Origin of the sequence: Planktothrix pseudagardhii (assembly GCF_904830925.1) — a bacterium.
Classification (GTDB): Bacteria; Cyanobacteriota; Cyanobacteriia; order Cyanobacteriales; family Microcoleaceae; genus Planktothrix; species Planktothrix tepida.
Window position 1 is genome coordinate 6,382,729 of sequence record NZ_LR882967.1, and the last position, 22,602, is coordinate 6,405,330.

Consider the following 22,602-nt stretch of genomic DNA (forward strand, 5'->3'; position numbering starts at 1 on the left):
ACTATTTTTGCTTCATAACCACCAAGGTAATATCATCATAAACTTTATGTTTACCAATGTGCGATCGCACGTCATTAATCACCGCTTTACGAATTTCTGAGGCGGTTAAATGCCAATGTTGTTTGACAATTTCACAGAGTTTTTCTAAGGAGTAAAATTCACCTTGATGATTTTCAGCTTCCGTAATTCCATCGGTATAGAGAACAACGCCATCCCCTGGGTTTAATTTAATATTGATAGAACCAATAAAATCAGTAATATCGGCTTCTAAACCAATGGGGAATCCTAAATCCATGGTATCAATTCTTTCAATAACCGGATGATATTTGCTATCCGGTTGCAATTGCGATCGCACAACGATCATTTCCTCATGTTGACCACAAATGCTGAGAAATCCATTATAATAATCAATTAAAGAAAAGGTTAAATTCTTATCGGATTTCATGCGTTGAACATTATCATAAATCACGCGATTCAAGGTATTTAAAAACTGGATGGGGTCAGTTTCATTGTTAGTAGTTAACGTTCTGACTGCTGTTTGTACCATTAACATTAAAACCCCCGATTCTAACCCATGTCCGGTAACATCTCCAATGCCAATTTTAACCATCCCATTATTATATAAAACATCATAATAATCTCCCCCCACCTCATCTGCTGGTTCCATATAACCTGCAATATCTAAATGGACAATTTCTGACAGTTCTCGGTCATTGGGTAAAATCATTTTTTGCAGTTGACGAGTTACTTGTAACTCCGCACTCATGCGAAGATTTTCTGAGGTTAACTGTTGATTCAGGGAGGTAATTTCTTGATTGGCTTTCACTAAAGCCACAGCCAGATTATTAAAGGATTGAGCGACATCTGCTAATTCATCTTGATTCTCCAGATATAGGGTTTCATTCATTTCCCCCGCAATCATTTTTTGAGACGCAATACTAAGACTATTGACCGTTTGCATCACGGATTGGTAAAATCCAATAAATAAATAAATCACGATTAATAATGGGATTAAAACTAAGATCCCTAAAAACAGTTGTCGAGCCATAAAACCCTGAACCCGACGCTGTAATAAGAAATCTAATTCATCAATGGTCAGATCCCACAATCTCAAACTTTGTTGTATATTTAATTCAGCATTTTGGGCATATTGTTGTATGTTGGTCGTATCCCCTGTTCTAATTATATTACTCAGCCCATTATTCAAGGTTTGAATATTATCGGTGAGTAAATTTAATTTTTCTCCCAATTTAGGTTGGAGATTTCCCGCCGGATTATGATTAAAAGAAACCTCTAGGGAACGCTTGAGTTTTTCATTATAATTCGTTAATAATCCTGAAAGGGTGGTAATCGTCCAATATTCTTTTGGAGTTAACTGTTGTTGATCTCGTTGGCTAATATCTTGACTGATCAAGAGAATATCGACTAAAATTTTATGAATTTCTGGTAATTTTAATAAGGTTGTATCCATTAAATAATAGGTATCTAAATCAGGATCAAGAATTAAATTAGATTGATCTCCCACTTGAAACCGAAGTTGATTAATTTGTTCTAAAATCAAAGAAGAATAGACTTTTTGAGTTTGTAAACTCCACAGTTTTTGATTTTCTTCTAAGGTTCTCCAACTGTCTTGAAGCTCTTTAAATAAATTCGTTGTTAATAATTTATTCCCAATTTTATTATCTAGGTTTTCTAAGGTTTTAATCTGATCTGTAATGTCTCGTTTCAGTTGTTCTAATTGAGCTTGATCTTTCCCGCTCAAATTCGGGTTAGCCATTAATAATTGAGCTTGATAGATTTTAGGATAAAGTTGCCGTAGAGGACGGAGATAGAGAGTTCCTAACTGCTCCTGAGTCGCAAAATCAATCCGAGTCTGGACTTCAGAAATTAACAAATACATCATCAAACTTAAAGGAATAATAAAAATGCAGCTAATCAAAACAAATTTTTGAGGATATTTAAGTTGATTAATTACAGAAATAGCGGGTTTAAAAAAATTAATTATTTTCATAATTAACAATGATACTTTTGGCAATCAAGCACTTTTTTAGTCGCATAAGCTTCGATCACTTTCTTCAACTTCAGGAGAAGTTTTTAAATAATCTTTTACCCAATTACAAGCATATTGTAATTCGTTGAGGCTACGAATTTTTTTTAAATCCCAGAGGATAACAGTGCTATCATCTCCTCCTGAAATCACGGCATTTTGATCAGCCGTAAAATCTACACTATCAACAATCCCTTGATGTCCGGGTAAAGTTATGATTAATTCCCCGACTAAATTCCATAACTTAACCGTATTATCAATACCTCCGGTGGCTAGAAATTGTCCATCACCACTAAACGCCACTTGTGTTAACCCTCGACTTTGACCCGGAATAGTGGTGATGGGGGTTCCATCCCGTTTCCAGAGTCGCAGAGTATCATCCAGACTCACCGATGCGATCAAATTTCCCAGGGGACTAATCGCTACACCCCAAACGGCCCCTTCATGTCCTTTTAAGGTGGTAACAGCTTTTCCCTCCGGTGTCCATAACTTCACGGTTCCATCTTCACTCGCAGAAGCGAGAATCTGACCATCGGGACTAAACGCAAGTTTCCAAATTCTTTCCGTATGAGCATCCACGCTATGCAGCAGTTTCCCTTGAAGATCCCAAAATTTCAGGGTGTGATCATCCCCTCCAGAAACAATCATTTTGCCATCGGGACTAAACACCGTTGAAATCACAAGGGATTGATGGCCTTTGAAGGTTCTCAATCGTTTTAGGGTCGGGGGGTCAGTGTCCTGAATTTCATACAACTTAACCTCTGGTGTTCCCCCGCCAGCAATCTTACGACTATCGGGACTAAAGGACGCACCCCGCATCATTTCACGCAAAACCTGAATTAGGGTTCCATCCCGATACCAAAATCGCAGAGTCTGAGCTCCGGTTGAAAGCATCCAGCGATTATTGGGACTAGCCTGCACAGTCCAAACCGTATCTTGATGTCCATAGAGCGGTTTTAATAAATAAAGATTGCGTTGCCAGAGTTTCACGATGCCATCATCACTGGCGGAAGCAGCCATCAACCCATCGCCACTGAGTGCCACATCTCGAATCACCGCTTGATGTTTTCTTAAGGTACGAATAAAAGTCCCGTCGGATTTCCACAGTTGAACCACATTATCCTTACCACTGGTAACAATATATTGACCGTTTTCGCTACAATCCACCCCCAACATGACATTATTTCCCACGAGAGTTTTAATTAAGGTGCCATCAACATTCCACAGTTTAGCGGTGTGATCGGAACTCACGGAGACAAACAGATTAGTCTGGGGACAAAACGCCACATCCCAAACGGTTTTTTGATGACCGGTGAGGGTGTGGAGTAATTTTCCGGTTCGACTCCACAGTTGCAGGGTTCCATCCCATCCCGTACTCACCAGAGTTTGACCATCTTGATTAAAAGCGACATTCCACACGGCTTGCTGTTGGGTCTTGAAGGTGTGTAGGAGTTGGAAGGAATCAACCGACCATAATTTAACCGTCCCATCGCCACTGGCTGAAGCAATCACATCCCCCTGACGACTGAAAGCAATCCCCCAAACGGGTGCTGAATGGGCTTTAATTTGTCTAACGAGGGTTCCATCTACTTGCCAAAGGTTCACCTGACCGTTTAAAGTGGCGGCGACAACTTGATTGCTATCAGGACTGAAAGCCACCCGATGTACAGTAGCGTCATTTTTTAAGGTTTTCAGTAAAGTTCCATCTCGTTTCCACAGTTTGACTGTTTTATCGTTACTTCCTGTGGCAATCAGTTGACCATCAAAACTAATATCAACGGTTAATACCCCTCCGCGATGTCCAATTAAACGGTTAAATTCATTTGTACCATACACTACTTGTCTCAAAGATTGTTCAACTTTAGCAGTAAATAGAGGATCAACTTCTGGAATTTTTTGCAGATATTTTTTGGCTTTAATTCCATCGATTAAAGCATCTAATTGATGATCCGAAGCAAATTTTCCTTCTGAAGAAGAAATTAAAGCTTTAATTTCATTCAATCTCGCTATTTTTTCGTTATTTCTGGCAGTATAAAAGTTATTTAACACTTCAAAACCTAAGAGGAGAACGGTTATTAACCCTACAGTAACCACACCGAGTAAAACCCGTTGTAGTTTAGCAGTTTTACGTTCCTCAGCTATTTTAGCTTCCACAGCTTTTGCCCGTTGTGCTTCTAAACTTTTTTGTGTTTCTTGTCGATCTAAAGCTTCACTTTGATTGAGAAATTGATAATCTAAATCACTTAAACTTTTATCTTTTGCCCAATTTTGAGCCTCAATCAAAGCTTGTCCCCGTAACAAACGAGAATTATCTTGTTTTTGCTGGGCAACCCAGGCTTCTAGGGATTGAGAATAGGGGCGTAGGCTGCTTAATTGTTGATTAACCCACTCTAAATTAAAGATCAGTTTATAAAGGCAATTTTTAACCTTTAAAAATCCATTTTCAGGAATGACTAAACCAGATAAAAGTAGTTCAATTTGTTCTTGACTTCCATCGCAGGGAATAGCAACTCCTTGTAGAATTTTTTGATACATTCCCAGTAATTTACCGATGCGATTTTGATAGAAAAATAGGCGATCTCGAATGGTTCTTAAGTGTTCGGGTTCATCTTGAAATTCCCAACTTTCAATAATTTTAGTTCGGGCTAGAGACTCAATCCAAAAAGATTCTAGTCCGGCGGGAATAATGATTTTTTGAGAGCTACTACTTTGATTAATCGTTTGGATTAATTGGCAGAATTTTTGAGTTAAAAAGGGTTGTCCATTTGTCCAATTTAAAATTTCGCTTAAGACCGCTTGAGGTCGTTCAGAATAGGGCGTTAATCCCTGGGCTAAAGGTTGAGCTTCATGGAATTGAAAACCTTGTAAAAAAATTGATTTGCCAATATTAAAGGGAGTCCGAGTTTTATCGGTAATTAAATCCGGTGGAGTGGCGACTCCAAAAATTGCAAAGGTTAGACGATTATATTCAGAATAAATGGCTCGGTTGTTATAACAAAATCGAATCAAAGCAAAAAAATCATCAACGGAAAATGGTAAACTCAAAATATTATCAATTTCATCAATAAAAATAATAATTCTTTTTTGAGGAAAAAATTCAAATAATAAACGCTCTAAAAAGTTGCTAAATCGTTGGGAAAATGAAACGTTTTCCTGAGTTGTCCACCAGGCTTTAAAATTAAATGTGTTGAATAAATTAAATCCTAATAATAAGCTAGTGATCGCTCCTTTATACCATTGAAGCGGCGTTACAGATTCACTCCCAATTTGGGTCATATCCAACGTTGCACAAACATAACCTTCCTGTTTCATCCGATAAAAGGTTCGGACTAATAAAGAAGATTTTCCCATTTGTCGAGCATTGAGAACATAACAAAATTCTCCCGCTTTTAAGGCTTCATATAATTCTGTATCCGCTTGGCGAACCACATAAAATAAATCATCATTACTGAGACTACCGCCGACACGATATCGATAGATTGTCATTCTTTTAATCAATATCTAAATTGCAAAAATGAACTCAATTGCACTTGATCTCTGCCGTTTCTTTTAGATTCATATAAGGCTTCATCGGAGGCTAAAAATAACGAGCCAATATCATTAGTATCAACACCGGGAATTGTACTGGCTACGCCGATACTAATTGTAACAATCGGTGCTGGACGATTGGGCAATTGTTCTGTGTCAAAGGGAAGCGCTAAAGTTTTGAGATTCTCACGAACTGCTTCCGCAATATATAGCGCTCCTGTTGCGTCTGTTCTCGGAAGGATAATCACAAATTCTTCACCCCCATAACGAGCCACTAAATCCCCCGGACGTTGAACAACATTACGAATAGATTGAGCTACTTTTTTTAAACATTCATCTCCCATTTGATGACCATAAGTATCATTATAAATTTTAAAATGATCAATATCACATAAGATTAAAGATAAGGGAGCAATTTCCCGCATCATTCGTTTCCATTCAATATCTATACAGTGATCAAATTGCCTACGGTTAGCGACTTCTGTTAAAGGATCAACATAAACTAAAGCTTTTAAAAATTTATTTTCTTGTTGAAGTTTTCGTAATTTATTGGTATTTTCTGGCTTTTCATTTAACAATTGCCACTGAAAATAAAGACGATAAAGTTCACAAGAACATAGGCAATAATTTCCTTGTAAATTGACTAAACCTAAACTATACAATTGATAGGCAATGAGCGGTTCAATTTGAATACTTTCTGTTGTTGTTGCTACTCGTTTCATGGCAATAGCAAGTTCAGGTTTTTGTTGAAGGCTCAACGAGAGAGATTGCAAATGCTCTCGATAAATTCCTGTTAAGGTTGGAGAGGTATTTAATAAGTCATCTATGCTAATGAGATCATAGCTTAAGTGATAAAGCGCAAGATGGACTAAATAGGGATGTCCTCCGACTAAATTGGATAGTTTTTTAATATGATTATCTGTTAAATTCAGTTGATAACGTTGTGCTAAGTCCTTAACTTGTTCAAGGGTAAATACAGGTAATTCAATCGCTAAACCAATATTAAAGGGAGATTGATGAATATTTAAAGATACATAAACTTCTGTGGACTGAACTAAAATAAAGTGAACCTTTTGCCAAAGTTGAGTTTGTTTTCCTTGCTCATACCAAAATCGAATCAGAGGGAGGAAATCTTGACTAATATTTTGATACTCAAAAACTCGATTTAATTCATTAAAAGCCAAAACGATAGAGGAATTGATTTGGGGAAAAATATGACTTTCTAAATAAACTGTAGAACTGACTTTACTCCCAATATCATCATCCCAATAATCGCTTAATTGAGGTTCAATTTTCAATTGTCGAGCGATATTAATACACAGCCACTTCAAAAATTTATTAGGATTCTCAAAAATGGCACTATCCGCTTGGAGAAAATCAATTGAAACCGTCTTATATCCCAAACTTTCAGCATAGTTTAGGAGTCTCAAAATAAAAGAACTCTTCCCCATTTTTCTAGCAGCTTTTAGTCGGAGTAAGCTCCCCGATTTTTGAATCTCTGCATAGCCTAAATTTTCGCAAGGAAGGCGTTGAATATAAAATTTAGAATCTAAAGGAAGTGGACGATCAGGAAATTCAATTGTATCTCTAGGGACAAAAGTTGGGTTTAAAGACATAATAAATACATTATTAATAAAAGAAATTTTGTTGATAATGAGTTGAAAAATAGATGAGTTTTAAATTCAAGTTTGATTCCTCGCTAGTTTAGATTGTTCTGAGGTGATCAACAATATCGTTTGGGTTGATCGGTTTACTCTAATGGCGAGCTTAAGTCTTAAAGTTAAAATTTTTATCCTTTGGGCTTGATAACGTGTCAAAACTCGACTCACATCCTAGGTTTTCAGGGTTTTTGTTTGATTTAGGCGACGTGATTGTGATTAGCGAGTAAATTTTAGTATAGTCTACATTTACTATAGATCCTTATTTTCGTAAATTCAATACCTTTTTTTAAAAGGGGTGAATAGAAAAAAGCAGACTCATCTTTAAATAAATTAAAGCTAATCTTCTCTGAAATAAAAAAATAACAGGATGATAAAAGGAAATAGGGTAAAGGCTATTATTGATGAACGACCCATCCCTACTCCCGCTTTTTAAAGGTTAGGATATGCCATTTTATAAGGATCTACAATGGCATCAAATTCTTCACTAGAAATATATCCTAATTCCAGACAAACTTCTTTTAACGTCAGATCTTTTTCTAAAGCAATATGGGCAACTTGGGCTGCATTATCATAGCCAATTTTAGGAGCCAAAGCCGTCACTAACATTAAAGATTGTTCAACATAACTATTAATTTTTTTACGATTAACTTGTAATCCCATTAACAAGAAATCTGTAAAGTTATGGCAACTATCTGATAAAATAGCCACGGATTGCAAGAAGTTAAATATAATCATGGGTTTGAATACATTTAACTCAAAATGTCCTTGGGAACCCGCAACACTAATCGCGGTATCATAACCCATCACTTGTGCGGCTACCATTGTCATGGCTTCACATTGGGTGGGGTTGACTTTCCCCGGCATAATAGACGAACCGGGTTCATTTTCAGGTAATATTAATTCTCCTAAACCACAACGGGGGCCACTGCCTAAAAATCGAATATCATTAGCAATTTTCATTAAAGAACAAGCTAAGGTTTTTAAGGCTCCACTTGCCATCACTAAGCCATCATGAGCCGCCATAGCTGCAAATTTATTCGGGGCAGAAATAAAGGGTAATCCGGTTAATTGACTAATGCGATCGGATACCTTTTCAGCAAATCCTTGAGGCGTATTTAAGCCAGTTCCAACGGCTGTTCCCCCGATGGCTAATTCATATAAATCCGGTAAAATCATCTCCAGCCGCTTTAAATTTCCATCCAATTGCGCCACATAACCGGAGAATTCTTGACCTAACGTTAAGGGAACTGCATCTTGTAAATGGGTTCTACCAATTTTAACAATATCGGCAAATTCTTCGGCTTTTTTGTGTAATTCATCCCGCATTTTTTTGACACTGGGAATTAACCGTTGTGTAACAGCAATGGCTGCTGCAATGTGCATTGCCGTGGGAAATGTATCGTTAGAAGATTGAGACATATTAACATGATCATTGGGATGAATCGGATTTTTACTGCCTAAAATTCCTCCGGCTATTTCAATAGCTCGATTCGCAATGACTTCATTAATATTCATGTTCGATTGGGTTCCACTTCCGGTCATCCAAACTCGCAAGGGAAAGTGATCATTGAGTTGACCCGCAATGACTTCATCGGCGGCTTGAATAATTAATTTTGCTTTGTCTGCGGGGAGTTTTCCTAACTCTTGATTCGTAATTGCAGCGGCTTTTTTAAGGATACCAAAGGCAGTGATTACTTCCTGGGGCATTAAATCATTGCCAATGCTAAAATAATAAATAGAGCGTTGGGTTTGGGCTCCCCAATAGCGATCGCTCACTACTTCAATTTCTCCCATACTATCGCATTCTTTGCGGGTGGGTTGCTGGGTTGTCATGTTAAGATTTTTCTCCCTTTAATCGAGTTGGTTCTTGAATTTAAAAATTATTGAGCCGTCCGATTTAAGACTTCTTGAATTTGTTGTGCGGCTTTATTATTTCCCTGTTGTGTATATAAAGTTAAGGCTTTATTCCAAGCATTTTTAGCTTCGGCGATGTTCCCTTTTTTCCAGAACGCTTCCCCTAAATTTTTTAAGGCTTCTGCATAGTCAGCATTAATTTCTAAGGCTTTTTGATACTGTATGATCGCTTCATCCCATTGACCTTGAGTGGCTTGTAAAAAGCCTAAAGCATTATAAGCTAAAGCATATTTAGGATTAAGGCGAATCGCTTCTTGATAAGCTTGAGTGGCTTCCTCAATTTTGCGTTGATAAAACAAAGCATTTCCGAAATAAAAATGATATTTGGCTTCTTCAGGTTGAGCTTCTACTAATTGACGAAAAATAGTTTCAGAAGCTGCATAATTTCCAGTTTTATAAAGTTGAATTCCTTGGCGAAGTGCAGCTTGTCGGCTTTGCTTTTTATCTAAACGTTGCTGTTCTGCTTCATTGGGTTTACCTCGAAGCTCCTCAGCAGTCGGTAATTCATTTTGAGATCGGGCAAAGGTTGGGAATAAAAGAATAATTCCCACAATCATCGTTTGCACCAGTTTTGCACGAAACAGATTTTTTTTCATATAGCGGTTTTAATCAGAAATTGTTTCCTAATGGATTGAGTTAATGCTTGATTATAATTGAAGTTGCAATTCAAAGCAAGTTAGAATCTTCTCAGGCTTAAATTAATCAAATCGAGTAAAGCATCCAGGGGTTGTAATTGACACAGGGGGATTTCTGTTCCCTTAACTTGTTCAATAAATCCTAAGAGTTTTCCTGCTTTAAACTGTTCATCTAATTCGACAACAACATAGCCAATTCGATCTGACCCAACTTCCATCGGAATAGGACAAGTTTGAGATCCCATTTTAACCGCACGGCATTCTAATTTTCCTAAATGAGGAATCAATAAATCGGCACTATTTGCCACTAATCTCACAACGGAATTCCAACTATCACTCTTAAGTAAATCTGTTTCGATTCCTAACAGTTGTAAAAAATCATAAACCACTAAAACTGCAAGGGTATTGTTAAAGACTTGTTCGGCTTTTTCGAGGGTAGGTTGATGTTGAGAAAAGCGTTGAGCTAGGCGTCGGTTTCTTTGGGGAATTGGTAAGATAATAGAATCTCCTCCAGTGGCATATCCCATAATTTAAAACTCTGGAAAACTACAAAATTAAGGATAAAAATACCCTTGATAATGAGCGCAAGTCTCTACAATAATCTGTTGCAATCCTATTGATAAATCATCCATTCTTAATTTTAACCCTTCCTGAAATCCTGAATGTTTATTTAATCATTTGTCAGGATTAATTTCCATAATTACTACATCTTTTTACAAAACTTTAAAACTCCGTCGGAGGAGTTCTGCCCATCATAACCCCATGTAAGTTAAATAGAGGTAAGTGATGGGCGTAGCTCATCTTAAATGCCTAACGGGGGTTTTCTATTTCCGGTTGAAAGAATAAATCTTCAGCTTGTTTTGAAGCGGGAGAAATCACACAATTAACAACATTACTAACCACACAAACAACAGGGGCTAAATCCGTTCCTTGTAAAACCGTTCCTTTTAATATAGTTTGAGATAATTCTGCCCGATCAATGTTAGTATCTGCTAGAATTGTAGCCGTTAAGTTAGCACTTTCTAAAGCAGCCCGATCCAGATTTGCTCTGCGTAAATCTGCTCCTAAAAGATTAGCACGGGTGAGATTTGCTGCTTCTAAATCACTATTAAATAAAAAGGCTTGACGCAAATCAGCATTTTCTAAATTGGCTTGGTTAAGATAGGATTCACTCAGATTTGTACTAACTAAACTGGCATCTCTTAAATTAGCTTTAATCAAATTGACTTGAGCTAAATCCGCTTGGGATAAATCCGCTTCTCTTAAATCAGCCCGTTCTAAGATAGTATTCCTTAAATTCGCATCAAATAAATTAGCCGCTGCTAAATTAGCTTGAGTTAAATCAGCTTTATATAAATTAGCTTGATTCAAATTCGCACTGCGTAAATCAACTCCTCTTAAATTAGCACCTTGTAATTGCGCTTTAAATAAATCTGCCCCTCGCAAATCAAACTGTTGCAAATTAGCTCCTCTTAAATCACATTCAGGACAACGATTTGTCGTTCTTAATCGTTGTAAATCGGATTCATTTTCTGCTTGAGCAACGGGGGCAAATCCTAGTGTAGATAGAATAACAGACAATGCTAAGACTTTAAGGTTCATCATCCTCACTCCATTTTTTTAGTATTATTGCTCAACCTGTTCAAAGCCTAGGGCTTGGGAATGGGTTAAGCATTTGCCCAAATTTTATCACAAACCCCAGGAGGGGCAAGTATTTTTCGGCTAAATGATTGCCATTTCAAAAAATAGGAGTAAAATTAAGCTGTAATTAACGTATTTTTTCAGGGTAAATTATGGACACCGAAACCTATGAGTTTAATGAATCCCAGAATCAACTGATTTTGGATTTGTCTAAAAAAATGCTGTTTGTGAGTTACTTCCTAATAGCCAGTGGAATATTGGGGGCTATTAGTGGCATCATCGCAATTATGCAAGGAGGATTTGGTGGGATAGTTCAGGGAGTCGTTTTATTGGTAACGGGAATTTGGACAATTAATGCTTCAAAAGCTTTCAAATTAATTGTAGAAACTCAAGGCAATGATATTGAAAACTTGATAGGTGCTTTGGGTCAACTGCGTAAACTTTATACGCTGCAATATTGGCTGTTTATGATTGCCTTAATTTTTATCGTAATCGGTTTTATTGCAGCAATTATTTTGGCTGTTTCTGGAGGCATTGGCTAATTTAATTAATGAATAATATTAGCTGATTTTAACTTTAAATTTCATCCGTACCCCCTTTCAATGATATTGTCTGACCTCACGAATTACTGAGCTAACTCTGGTCTTTTAGATTTAGCAAAACGTCAGATTTAAACCCATGCAATTAGCCAACTCTCCTTCTACAAAGACTAAACGAGTTGATGCGTTAGATGCGTTGCGAGGACTTGCAGTTTTAGCAATGGTATTATCCGGTGTAATTCCCTTTAATGGAACCTTACCTGCTTGGATGTATCACGCTCAATTTCCGCCACCAACTCATCAATTTAATCCAAAAATAGCGGGACTGACTTGGGTAGATTTAGTCTTTCCCATCTTTATTTTTTCATTAGGAACTGCTATTCCCATCGCCTTATCTCGGCGTTTATCTCAAGGATGGACAAATCTTGAAATCAGTTTAGGAATTATAAAACGGGGCTTTTTATTAGGAACTTTTGCTATTGTTTTACAACATTTTCGCCCAACCGTTATTAATCCTGAACCGAGTTCTGAAAAATGGCAACTCGCGTTAATGGGATTTGGAATCTTATTTTTAATGTTTGTTCAGTTACCTAGGGTTATTCCTAAATGGATTAATTTAGCGGTGAATTTAATGGGTTGGGGGGCTGCGATCGCTATTTTAACTCAAATTCAATATCCCTATAATGCCAAATTCCCTGAATTTTCTCTCTATCGAAGTGATATTATTTTATGGGTATTAACAAATATTGTTGTTTTTACCTCTTTTATTTGGTTATTTACCCGCAATCATCCCCAATTTAGAGTCGGGTTAATGGGGGTTTTATTCGCCTTGATTTTATCAAAATCAGCCGGAGGATGGATGAGCAATCTGTTATCTATTTCTCCTATTCCTTGGTTATATCGATTTGAATATTTAAAATATTTATTTATTGCTATCCCCGGAACTATAATTGGCGATAAAATCGTCATTTATACCCAAATTGAAGATGGATATATGCCGAAAACTTGGAACCGATTTCGCTTAGGGGGAATTGTGATTTTAATGTTACTAATGATTTTCAATTTAGTCATTGGTTTACAATCTCGTTTGCTCCCCCAAACCACCGGAATTAGTGTAATTTTATTAATTATTAGTTATTTCTTGCTCAAAAATCCTAGCCATCCCCTAGAACAGTTACTAAATCAAATGTATCAATGGGGACTGTATGGATTAATTTTAGGATTAGCTTTTGAACCTTATCAAGGAGGAATTAAAAAAGACCCTACAACAATGAGTTATTTTTTTATAACACTGGCGATCACTATTTTCCTGTTAATGATATTAACCATTTTCATCGATAGCTTTCACCAAACTCTCTGGTTTCAGTTATTCATCGATACGGGTAAAAATCCAATGATTGGTTATTTAGCCTTTGCCAACTTGTTATGGCCTATTTTAGAATTACAAGGCTGGACTCCTAAAATTGAAGCCTTAACAAATACCCCTATTCTGGGATTTTTAAGAGGATTATCTTATACTTTAATTATAGCATTATTTGTCAGTTTATGTACTCGATTAAAATTATTTTGGAAAACCTAATTTTATGCTGAATTCTGGATCGACCTCCTCTAACTTAATTGTTGTAACTGGCCCATCCCGTTCAGGAAAAAGTGAATGGGCGGAAACCTTAGCAATACAGTCTCAAAAACAAGTCATTTATATTGCAACTTCTCAGCATGATCCAACAGATGAGGAATGGAAAATGCGGATTCAAAAACATCAAAAACGTCGTCCGAAAAACTGGAAACTATTAGAAATTCCAATCGAATTAACCGCAACATTACAAAAAATATCCTGTCAAAATAATTGTATTCTTGTAGATTCATTGGGAACGTGGTTAGCCAATCTTCTTGATCAAGATGAAACAACCTGGGAAAATACTCAAAAACAATTATTACAAACCTTGCATGAAATCCCAGGAAATGTCATTTTAGTAGCAGAAGAAACGGGATGGGGAATTGTTCCCGCTTATCCCGTTGGTCGAACCTTTCGCGATCGCTTAGGGGCGTTAGTTCGTCATTTAGGGGCGATCGCCAACCGTGTTTATCTGGTGACAGGCGGTTATGTTTTGAACCTGACCGAATTGGGTTCGCCTTTAAACTCAGAATCGTCAAAAACCTGATACCCTATTTTTGAGTCAAACTTTGTCCCTGCTACGGTCAGCTTCAATTTTATGCCTAAATGGTTTGTGTTGCACTGGCGTTTTCTATGTTTATTAATTGCTTTGGGAACAATATTAACCCCATTTCTTTTGACAGTTTATATTAAAACAGTTACGAATAATCGCCGATATTTCAAAGTTGAACAAGTCCCTGATGAACCTGTTGCAATTGTATTTGGGGCGGGAGTTTGGGCTGATGGAACCCCCACACCAATGTTAGCTGATCGGGTAGAAGGGGCGGTAGAATTATATCGTTTAGGGCGAGTTCATAAAATATTAATGACGGGAGATAATGGCACTCCTGAATATAATGAAGTGGTGGCTATGCAGCAATATGCAGAACGTTTAGGGGTTCCCAGTAAAGATATTAAATTAGATTATGCAGGATTTAGTACCTATGAAAGTTGTTATCGTGCTAAAGTTATTTTTGGGGTAGAAAGAGCGGTTTTAATTACCCAAAAATATCATCTTCCCCGTGCTGTTTACACCTGTAATCAATTGGGGATAGAAGCAGTGGGTCTAGGAACACCGGACTGGGGGAAATTCAAGGATGATTCCATGAGATTTTACACCCAACGGGAAGTTTTAGCCGTCATTAAAGCGATTCTCGAAATCCATATTATTCGTCCTAAACCGACTTTTTTAGGGCCGTTTGAAGGAATGTCTTAATCAGTTATCAGTTATCAGTTATCAGTTATCAGTTAAGAAGTGGATAGTAAATTGACTCTGACGCTGATAAGGGATTACAGGTAACTAATAAGGGTTAATAGTTAACAGTCAACACGATTAAATTTATGGCTTTATATTTAGATTCTGCAATCATTTCGGAAGCACAAATTGTGAAAGAGTGGGGATGGGTGAAGGGAATTACCACAAACCCGACTTTATTAGCAAAGAGTGAATTATCTCCAGAAGAAACCTTAACTCAGTTAAAAAATTTAATTTCGGGAGAAATTTATTATCAATTAACCGCTTCGGATTTTCAAGAAATGGTTAGAGAAGGAATAAGAGCCTTTGAATTATTAGGAGAACAAACGGTTTTGAAGATTCCTGCCACAACCATTGGGTTTCAAGTTGTTGCTAATTTATCTCCAGAAATTCCTTGTTCTGTTACTGCGATTTATAGTGCTGCTCAAGCCGCCGTTGCAATGGAAGCAGGGGCAAAATATGCGATCGCTTATGTTAATCGTGCAACGCGATTATTAGGAGATGGAATTGCATTAGTTAAAGACATGGCGAATATATTAGATGGAAGTCCGACCAAAATATTAGCAGCCAGTATTAAATCTCCTGAAGAAGCCTCTGCAACTTTGCAAGCTGGGGCTTATCATTTAACATTACCTTTGGAAATTTTAACCGCCATGACGACCCATGAATTATCAGAAAAAACAGTGATAGAATTTAATCAGAATGGTGTAGGAATTGACTCAGGAAGTTAGAATAATTCTTAAATTATTTTGAGGTTTGGGCGAGAAGACCTCGCCCCGATGGACATCCTACAATAGAATAGAAAGTGTTGAATTCCCGTGTTTTTCTAGCCATGACTCAAACTGTTGATTTCCTTAGTCATCTCAATGCGTCCCAACGTCAAGCGGTTGAGCATTTTTGTGGCCCAATGCTGGTGGTGGCGGGGGCGGGTTCGGGTAAAACACGGGCGTTAACCTATCGTATTGCTAATTTAATTCGCAGTTATCGGGTTCATCCTGAGAATATTTTAGCGGTGACATTTACTAATAAAGCCGCTAGGGAAATTAAAGAACGAGTTGAGTCCATTTTTGCTCAACAACAAGCAGAAATCGAATTTGAAAAACCCTTGTCGGCTTTAGCCCCTGATGAGCAAACTCGCCTTAAATCAAAGGTTTATCGCAGTATTACTAAGCATCTATGGATGGGAACGTTCCATAGTTTATGCGCTCGAATATTGAGATATGATATTAATAAATATCAAGATGAAAGTGGGCGAAAGTGGGATAAAAACTTTTCAATCTTTGATGAAGATGATGCTCAAAAACTGGTTAAATTTATCGTTCTCAAAGAAATGAATTTAGACGATAAAAAATTTGAGCCTAAAAAAATTAGATATTCTATTAGTAATGCCAAAAACTTAGGGTTATCCCCTCAACAATATGCCAAGGAAAACCCGGATTATTATGGAAGAGTGGTATCAGAGGTTTATAGTGCCTATCAATCTCAGTTAGCTGCCAATAATGCCTTAGATTTTGATGATTTAATTCGAGTGACCGTTGATTTACTCAGTCAAAATGAACAGGTTTTAGCCTATTGGCATCAAAAATTTAGTCATATTTTAGTCGATGAATATCAAGATACCAACCGTACCCAATATAATTTAATTCGATTATTAGTTACCAATGGCGAAAACCCCAGAGCGTTCAAAAATTGGCAAAATCGCTCGATTTTTGTCGTGGGAGATGTGGATCAATCGATTTATTCCTTTCGCATGGCAGACTATAAAATCTTGTTAGAATTTCAACAGGATTTTGGCGATCGCTTACCCGATGACGATACCCGTACTATGATTAAATTAGAGGAAAATTATCGCTCACGGGAAAATATTCTCCAAGTCGCTAACCATTTAATTCAACAAAATACAGAACGTATTGATAAAATTCTGCGTCCAACGCGAGGAGAAGGACAGCCGATTTATTGTTATAAGGCAGATGATGAAATCGATGAAGCTAATTTTATTTTATCACAAATTCAAGGAATTAGTCAACAAAATCCCGAATTAGATTATGGGGCATTTGCCATTTTATATCGAACCAACGCTCAATCTCGCGCCTTAGAAGATGTGTTATTAAGACATAATATTCCCTATACCGTTGTCGGAGGATTAAGATTTTATGACCGCAAAGAAATTAAAGATTCCTTATCCTATTTAAGAGTCGTTGCGAACCCCGCCGATAGTGTGAGTTTACTCAGAATTATTAATGTCCCCCGTCGAGGAATTGGGAAAACCACCATTGATGGGTTAGTTAATGCGTCTCAACAGTTAGGAATTCCCCTCTGGGAAGTGATTAGTGATGAAGATTCAGTCAATACCATAGCCGGACGTTCAGCAAAATCCGTCAATCAATTTGCCCAAATTATTAAAACTTGGCAAGAACGCCTAGAAGACCATTCTGCATTGCAAATTTTAGAAGGAATATTAGAAGATGCAGGTTATATTCAAGACTTGAAAAAAGAAGGAACTGATGAGGCAGAAAACCGTTTAGAAAATATTAAAGAATTGAGTAATGCGGTGTCTCAATTTCAAGAAGAATATGAAGATAATACCTTAAGTGGATTTTTAGCCAGTGCGTCCTTATCTTCCGATTTAGATAATTTACAAGAAGGACAAAAAGCTGTTTCTTTATTAACCCTTCATGCGGCTAAAGGATTAGAATTTCCCATTGTGTTTTTAGTCGGTTTAGAACAGGGACTTTTCCCGAATTATCGCAGTTTAAATGATCCCTTATCCATTGAAGAAGAGCGACGTTTATGTTATGTTGGTATTACTCGCGCTCAAGAACAATTATTCTTAACCCATGCTTGTCAACGGCGGTTATGGGGATATTTAGAACCCTGTATCCCCTCAATGTTTTTGAAGGAATTACCCGAAGGATTAATTCATGGGTATATTCCTCCCTCTCAACCCAAAGCAGCTAAAAGTAAGGGAACTAAAAAAGAAGCCAAATCACCCACTGAGGTTAAACAACCTGCAAAAAATGTTAACTTAGAATCCGATGTAAAAGAATGGAAAGTGGGGGATAAAGTGTTTCATCGTACCTTTGGAATTGGAGAAGTAACGCACGTTTTCTCTAATAAAGATAAATTGTCTTTAGCGATTAAATTTGGAAGTCTAAGTCCTAAAATTCTTGATCCGAAAACGGTTCCTTTACAACGCTTCAAATAATCCCGTTGTTGCGCTTCAGTGCAATTCATTTATTATTGAAGTCGAATGATAGATGGTGTTGAATTAATATGGAGAAGATGTGCTAAAGCACAACAACGGGTGGAGCTAAAGCTCAACACCAAATTTTATATTTTGATGAACAACGGCTAAATTCCACATATAATCATCAATTTTATATTCAGTTGCAGCTTGATTAATATAGGTTTTAGCTTGTTCTATATTTTGTTCCGCTTCATGATATAATCCTAAATAAAGATGGCTATAAAAATTTCCGCGTTTTCCTTGGTTTTGCCCAATTTTTAATAAATCTTCCGGGGTACAATTTCCCGCAAAAAGATCATAAACGCTTCTGAGGACAGGACGGGGATCATTTTTAACCGGAAGCAGGGTATTTTTAGCGGCTTCAACTCCTTGAAATTGGGCAATACATAAATAACGCCAAACCGTTTCCTCAACGTCTTGGGAATTAACGGTTAAATCAATTTCAAATTGTTCTGCACCGAGTTGATATTGTTGAGAATAATAATAGGATAACCCCCGTTGCCAAAGATAAGGTTTAACGGTCGGATTTAATTGTTCAGCGTGATCAAAGTCTTGAATTGATTCAGCAATTTTTGCTAATTTAAAATAAACCATTCCCCGTTGGATATATCCTCTAACATCATCAGGATGGGAAGGTCGATATTGAGTCCAGTAGTTAATTTGTTGTTCTAAGGAAAGAGACATATTTGATCAATTTGAGGTAATGATAAACTAGAATATAATATAATGATAAAGAATCACGCTGATGATCATGAGCTTTATGACTGACTTACTCACAGAAGGCTTCAAAAAGTCCCAAAGTCTACCCGATTATTTACAAGATGAACTAGCTGCACAGCTAATTGAGGATATTGAGAATGATTAGAATTCAAAAAGCTAAATACAACAGAGCCTGTATATTCAGTCAGGGCGGGAGTCGGTTGGTGTGCCGTAGGAGTTATGAAAAATTCGGATACAATCATCTGGTTTTGGATTGGTTCCCATTCTGACTATGATAAGCTACTCAAAAGTTGAATTCAGATTAATATTAACATCTTGAATTTGTTTTTCAGCTTGCTCTTTCGCCTGTATTGCTGCTTTATAATCAGGATGATATTGTAACGCTTTGTCATAAGATGAAATCGCTTCTGGATATTGCTTTAAATTGACGAAAGCATTCCCCCGACTGTACCAAGATTCTGCATGATTCATTTGTTGATAAATGGCTTCATCATAGGAAGCGATCGCATCTTGATAACGACCTAAATTATATAAAGCGTTTCCTCGATTATACCACACTAAATAATCCTTTTTTTGAATTTCCAAGGCTTTATCATAAGCCATTAAAGCTTCTTCATAACGTTTAAGTTGATGCAATGACCATCCCAAACTATACCAAGCTTGATAATAAGTGGGTTGAATTTTAAGCTGTTGTGTATTTAAACTGTGATTATAGCATTACCTTTGTTTTTAAGTTTACGTCCCCATTTAATAGATAACTGTCCTTCATTTAAAAGCTGATGTAATAAACACTCTAGCTCATCAACTGATTTAAAGAGTCGATGAGCTATATATTCTTTAGCTGAATGCCAGACTAATTCAATTAAATTATAATCTGGACTATATGCTGGAAGAAATTCTAAATAGACATTCGGCATTTCTGCTTTAATTTTTTCTAGGTACTCTTCTTTTTTGTGAAAACTTGCATTGTCAAGAATAATCAGGATCTTAGCTCCTTTTTCTACAAATTCTTCTGCTTGATTTCCCGCTAATACCCATTCATAAATTAGCTCTTGATAAAAACTTTTTAACACTTGATAAAAATTATCTGCATTTCCTTTATCCAGAAATTCTACAAATCTTTTTTTATCCGAGTACCTCAATCCTCCCATCACATTAACTCTTCCTTTCCTCCTGTCTCCTCTAATCTGTTTCCTCTTCCCTTTTTTACACCAATTCTTTCTTTTTATCACTCTTAAATTAAATCCACTTTCATCCCAAAACCATACCTGTAATTGTTCTGGACTTTCTTTTGCTATTTTCAAATATTCTTCTATTTTATCTTTAAATAATTTTCTTTTTTCTGGATCTCTTTTCTCTTCTAAGCTATACTTTGCCCACAAATAAACATACTTTTTTTCCTTTAATATCTTTCTCACTTGTGAACTACTTAATTTGATTCCTGTGATTTGTTCTAAATAAGTTGCCAATCTTTCTCCTGTCCATCTCCCAAATTCATATCCTAATTCTTCCGGTTCTTTTTCTACTGTTTCTAATAATATCTCTATATATTTGTCTGTGGCTTTTCTATAATTTCCTTTCATTCTTTCATCTTTTAGGCTTTCTAATTTGTCAGGGTCTCCATGTACACACCAATAACATACTTTGTTTAATGAGCAGCCCAAAAACTTGGCAATTTCACTTTGCTTTTTACCATCATTTAGCAATAATAAAATCAAGATTCTTTCTCGGATTTGTCCATTTTCTTCCTCTTTCAATCTTTTCTGTAGTTTCTCTACTTGCTTTTCATTTAAATGATTTTTAGCAGGCATCTTTTGATTGATTTTTCTAAACTTGGTTTTTCATTATACCCTATTTAGATGCTTAACAGCTTAACCGCCTGTCGAAAGGATTCAACGGCTTCTTTTTCTTTCCCTTCCTTTCCTAAGCCATTCCCTCGACTATACCAAGCTTGATAAAAATTAGGATTAAAACGAATGGCTTTATCATAGGATTCCGTCGCGTCGCCATAACGTTTCAATTGCATTAAAACATTGCCCAAATGATACCAGGCATTCGGATCATTAAGTTTAATTTTAACAGCTTGATTATAAGCCTTAACCGCTTGTTCATAATCTTCTAAATAATGATAAGCCCTTCCCGTTTTATAGAAGGCTTCAAAGGAAGAAGGAACTCGATCTATCACTTCTTGATAAGATTGAATGGCTTCTTCATACCGTTTAAAATTCAGTAAAACGTCTCCTTTTCCGAGCCAAGCTTCTATCGCGTCTGGATTTTGTTTAAGGGCTTGTTCAAAACTGGTTAAAGCATCAGAATAGTTTTGTAACGCATTGAGAACTTTTCCCCGACCAATCCAAGCTTCTGGATAATTGGGGTCAACTTGAATCGCCTTATCATAAGCTTCTTGGGCTTGGGGATATTGTTCTAATTGATATAGGATTTTACCTTTTTCTTTCCAAGCTTCTCGATAATCGGGTTTTAAATTCAGGGCTTGATCATACCGTTTTAAGGCTTCTGGATACCGATTTAATTGATATAAAGTGTTCCCTTGATTGTAGAGATCTGTTGCATTATAAGATTTGAGAGAATACCATAAATAAATCCCTGTTACAGTTGCGAATCCCATTACCCCTAAGATTGCTAAAATTATAGCATAAAATTTAGGCTTTGAAGGTTGAATTTTTAAAGGTTTAAGCCAAAATTGAAAGGCAGGAATTGTAGCCACTGGAGCTTGATTTAAGCTTTTAATCGCATTTAAAGCTTCTGTTGCGGAAGTATATCGTTCTCGAAAATCATAGCGCACCATTTTATTTAAAACTTCAGCAAATTCTGGGGTGACGGTGACTTGATTTTGCCAAATAATTTCTTCTGTATCAGGATGAGTTGGTAATTGATGGGGGGCAATTCCAGTTAAGGCTTGAATGCCAATCATTCCTACTGCATAAATATCACTACTGGGTTTAGGATTTCCCCTCGCTTGTTCACTCGGCATATAACCGGGGGTACCAATGCCAACACTCACCAAACTTTGATCAGGAGAGTTTAACATTTGGGTTGTAATTTGTTTAACGGCTCCAAAATCAATTAATACTAATTGATTATCAATTTTACGGCGGATGATATTTTTAGGACTAATATCTCTATGAATAACATTTTGTTGATGAACAAAATCTAATATTGTTAAAATATCTTGCAATAGAATAATAGTTTCGGCTTCGTTGAATCGTCCTTTGGGAAGATTGGGTAAAACTTGAGTTGTACTAGAATGAATTGAAGGAGCGTGAGGCGGTTGAGTTTGAATCAGTGGAAAATTTGGGGTTAATTCTTGACTTAAATCATGCCCTTCAATAAATTCTTGAACGAGATAAAATTCTTGATCTTCTTCAAAAAAAGCAAATAATCGGGGAATCTGTTCGTGATGTCCTAAACGATATAAAACTTGAGCTTCGGTTTCAAATAAACGTCGGGCAATTTGTAGAGTTGCTGGGTTCGTTACTTGGGGTTTGAGTTGTTTGACCACACATTGATGACCATCTGGTAGTTGCAGATCTTCAGCAATATAGGTATGGGCAAATCCTCCACCCCCTAATGATTGCACAATCCGATACCGTCCGCCCAGTGTGGTTCCCTGCATATTCCTAGATAATGATTGACGATATTTAACGTTAAGTTCCGCCTGGGTTTATTTTATAGCAGGGAACATGAAATAGGGAATAGAAAATATAGCACTACCCATTACAGTTAGGACAGCCTAAATCATG

17 protein-coding genes are annotated in these 22,602 nt (G+C 36.7%); 6 read left to right on the plus strand and 11 right to left on the minus strand.

Annotated features, from left to right (window positions below; genetic code table 11):
• Position 1 precedes the first annotated feature (1 nt).
• From NMK36_RS27660 to NMK36_RS27690, 7 genes are all read right to left on the minus strand, one after another.
• Entirely contained in the window at positions 2-2,011 is a 2,010-nt protein-coding gene (locus NMK36_RS27660) for a PP2C family protein-serine/threonine phosphatase (RefSeq protein WP_072717577.1), read from the minus strand.
• 36 nt (positions 2,012-2,047) lie between these two features.
• Positions 2,048-5,533, minus strand: a complete 3,486-nt coding sequence (locus NMK36_RS27665) for an AAA-like domain-containing protein (RefSeq protein ID WP_254175105.1) — start codon at positions 5,531-5,533, stop codon at positions 2,048-2,050.
• An 8-nt stretch (positions 5,534-5,541) separates the two neighbouring features.
• Positions 5,542-7,191, minus strand: coding sequence for an AAA-like domain-containing protein (locus NMK36_RS27670; protein ID WP_072717575.1), 1,650 nt, complete (start codon positions 7,189-7,191; stop codon positions 5,542-5,544).
• Positions 7,192-7,665: 474 nt separating this feature from the next.
• Positions 7,666-9,069: a class II fumarate hydratase gene (gene fumC / locus NMK36_RS27675; protein ID WP_072717574.1), complete on the minus strand. Its 1,404-nt coding sequence runs from the start codon at positions 9,067-9,069 to the stop codon at positions 7,666-7,668.
• Between the two features lie 47 nt (positions 9,070-9,116).
• Positions 9,117-9,746: a tetratricopeptide repeat protein gene (locus NMK36_RS27680; protein ID WP_072717573.1), complete on the minus strand. Its 630-nt coding sequence runs from the start codon at positions 9,744-9,746 to the stop codon at positions 9,117-9,119.
• 80 nt (positions 9,747-9,826) lie between these two features.
• A complete protein-coding gene (locus tag NMK36_RS27685; RefSeq protein WP_072717572.1) occupies positions 9,827-10,312 on the minus strand; it encodes a DUF1822 family protein in 486 nt (161 codons plus the stop codon).
• 283 nt (positions 10,313-10,595) lie between these two features.
• Positions 10,596-11,390, minus strand: coding sequence for a pentapeptide repeat-containing protein (locus NMK36_RS27690; RefSeq protein ID WP_245824170.1), 795 nt, complete (start codon positions 11,388-11,390; stop codon positions 10,596-10,598).
• Positions 11,391-11,578: 188 nt separating this feature from the next.
• On the opposite strand from NMK36_RS27690, the gene NMK36_RS27695 reads away from it, so the two are divergent.
• The 6 genes from NMK36_RS27695 (at position 11,579) to pcrA (ending at position 18,079) form a co-directional block, all read left to right on the plus strand.
• Positions 11,579-11,968 (plus strand): hypothetical protein, encoded by a 390-nt coding sequence (locus NMK36_RS27695; RefSeq protein ID WP_072717570.1) that lies wholly within the window; start codon positions 11,579-11,581, stop codon positions 11,966-11,968.
• A 136-nt stretch (positions 11,969-12,104) separates the two neighbouring features.
• On the plus strand, positions 12,105-13,544 hold the full coding sequence (locus NMK36_RS27700) for a DUF5009 domain-containing protein (protein ID WP_072717569.1): 1,440 nt from the start codon (positions 12,105-12,107) through the stop codon (positions 13,542-13,544).
• Positions 13,545-13,548: 4 nt separating this feature from the next.
• Positions 13,549-14,127 carry a bifunctional adenosylcobinamide kinase/adenosylcobinamide-phosphate guanylyltransferase gene (gene cobU / locus NMK36_RS27705; RefSeq protein ID WP_072717568.1) on the plus strand — a complete coding sequence of 193 codons (579 nt, stop codon included), beginning with the start codon at positions 13,549-13,551 and terminating at the stop codon, positions 14,125-14,127.
• A 51-nt stretch (positions 14,128-14,178) separates the two neighbouring features.
• Entirely contained in the window at positions 14,179-14,835 is a 657-nt protein-coding gene (locus NMK36_RS27710; RefSeq protein ID WP_072717567.1) for a SanA/YdcF family protein, read from the plus strand.
• A 125-nt stretch (positions 14,836-14,960) separates the two neighbouring features.
• Positions 14,961-15,605: a transaldolase family protein gene (locus NMK36_RS27715; RefSeq protein ID WP_072717566.1), complete on the plus strand. Its 645-nt coding sequence runs from the start codon at positions 14,961-14,963 to the stop codon at positions 15,603-15,605.
• A gap of 101 nt (positions 15,606-15,706) precedes the next feature.
• Positions 15,707-18,079: a DNA helicase PcrA gene (gene pcrA, locus NMK36_RS27720; protein WP_254175106.1), complete on the plus strand. Its 2,373-nt coding sequence runs from the start codon at positions 15,707-15,709 to the stop codon at positions 18,077-18,079.
• 105 nt (positions 18,080-18,184) lie between these two features.
• On the opposite strand, the gene NMK36_RS27725 is transcribed toward pcrA, so the two are convergent.
• From NMK36_RS27725 to NMK36_RS27740, 4 genes are all read right to left on the minus strand, one after another.
• Complete coding sequence (locus tag NMK36_RS27725; protein ID WP_072717564.1) at positions 18,185-18,805, minus strand: tetratricopeptide repeat protein; 621 nt, start codon at positions 18,803-18,805, stop codon at positions 18,185-18,187.
• Between the two features lie 315 nt (positions 18,806-19,120).
• Positions 19,121-19,522, minus strand: coding sequence for a tetratricopeptide repeat protein (locus NMK36_RS27730; RefSeq protein ID WP_302184712.1), 402 nt, complete (start codon positions 19,520-19,522; stop codon positions 19,121-19,123).
• 17 nt (positions 19,523-19,539) lie between these two features.
• Entirely contained in the window at positions 19,540-20,652 is a 1,113-nt protein-coding gene (locus NMK36_RS27735) for an IS630 family transposase (protein WP_254172743.1), read from the minus strand.
• A gap of 44 nt (positions 20,653-20,696) precedes the next feature.
• Complete coding sequence (locus tag NMK36_RS27740) at positions 20,697-22,475, minus strand: tetratricopeptide repeat protein (protein ID WP_254175108.1); 1,779 nt, start codon at positions 22,473-22,475, stop codon at positions 20,697-20,699.
• Positions 22,476-22,602: the final 127 nt, after the last annotated feature.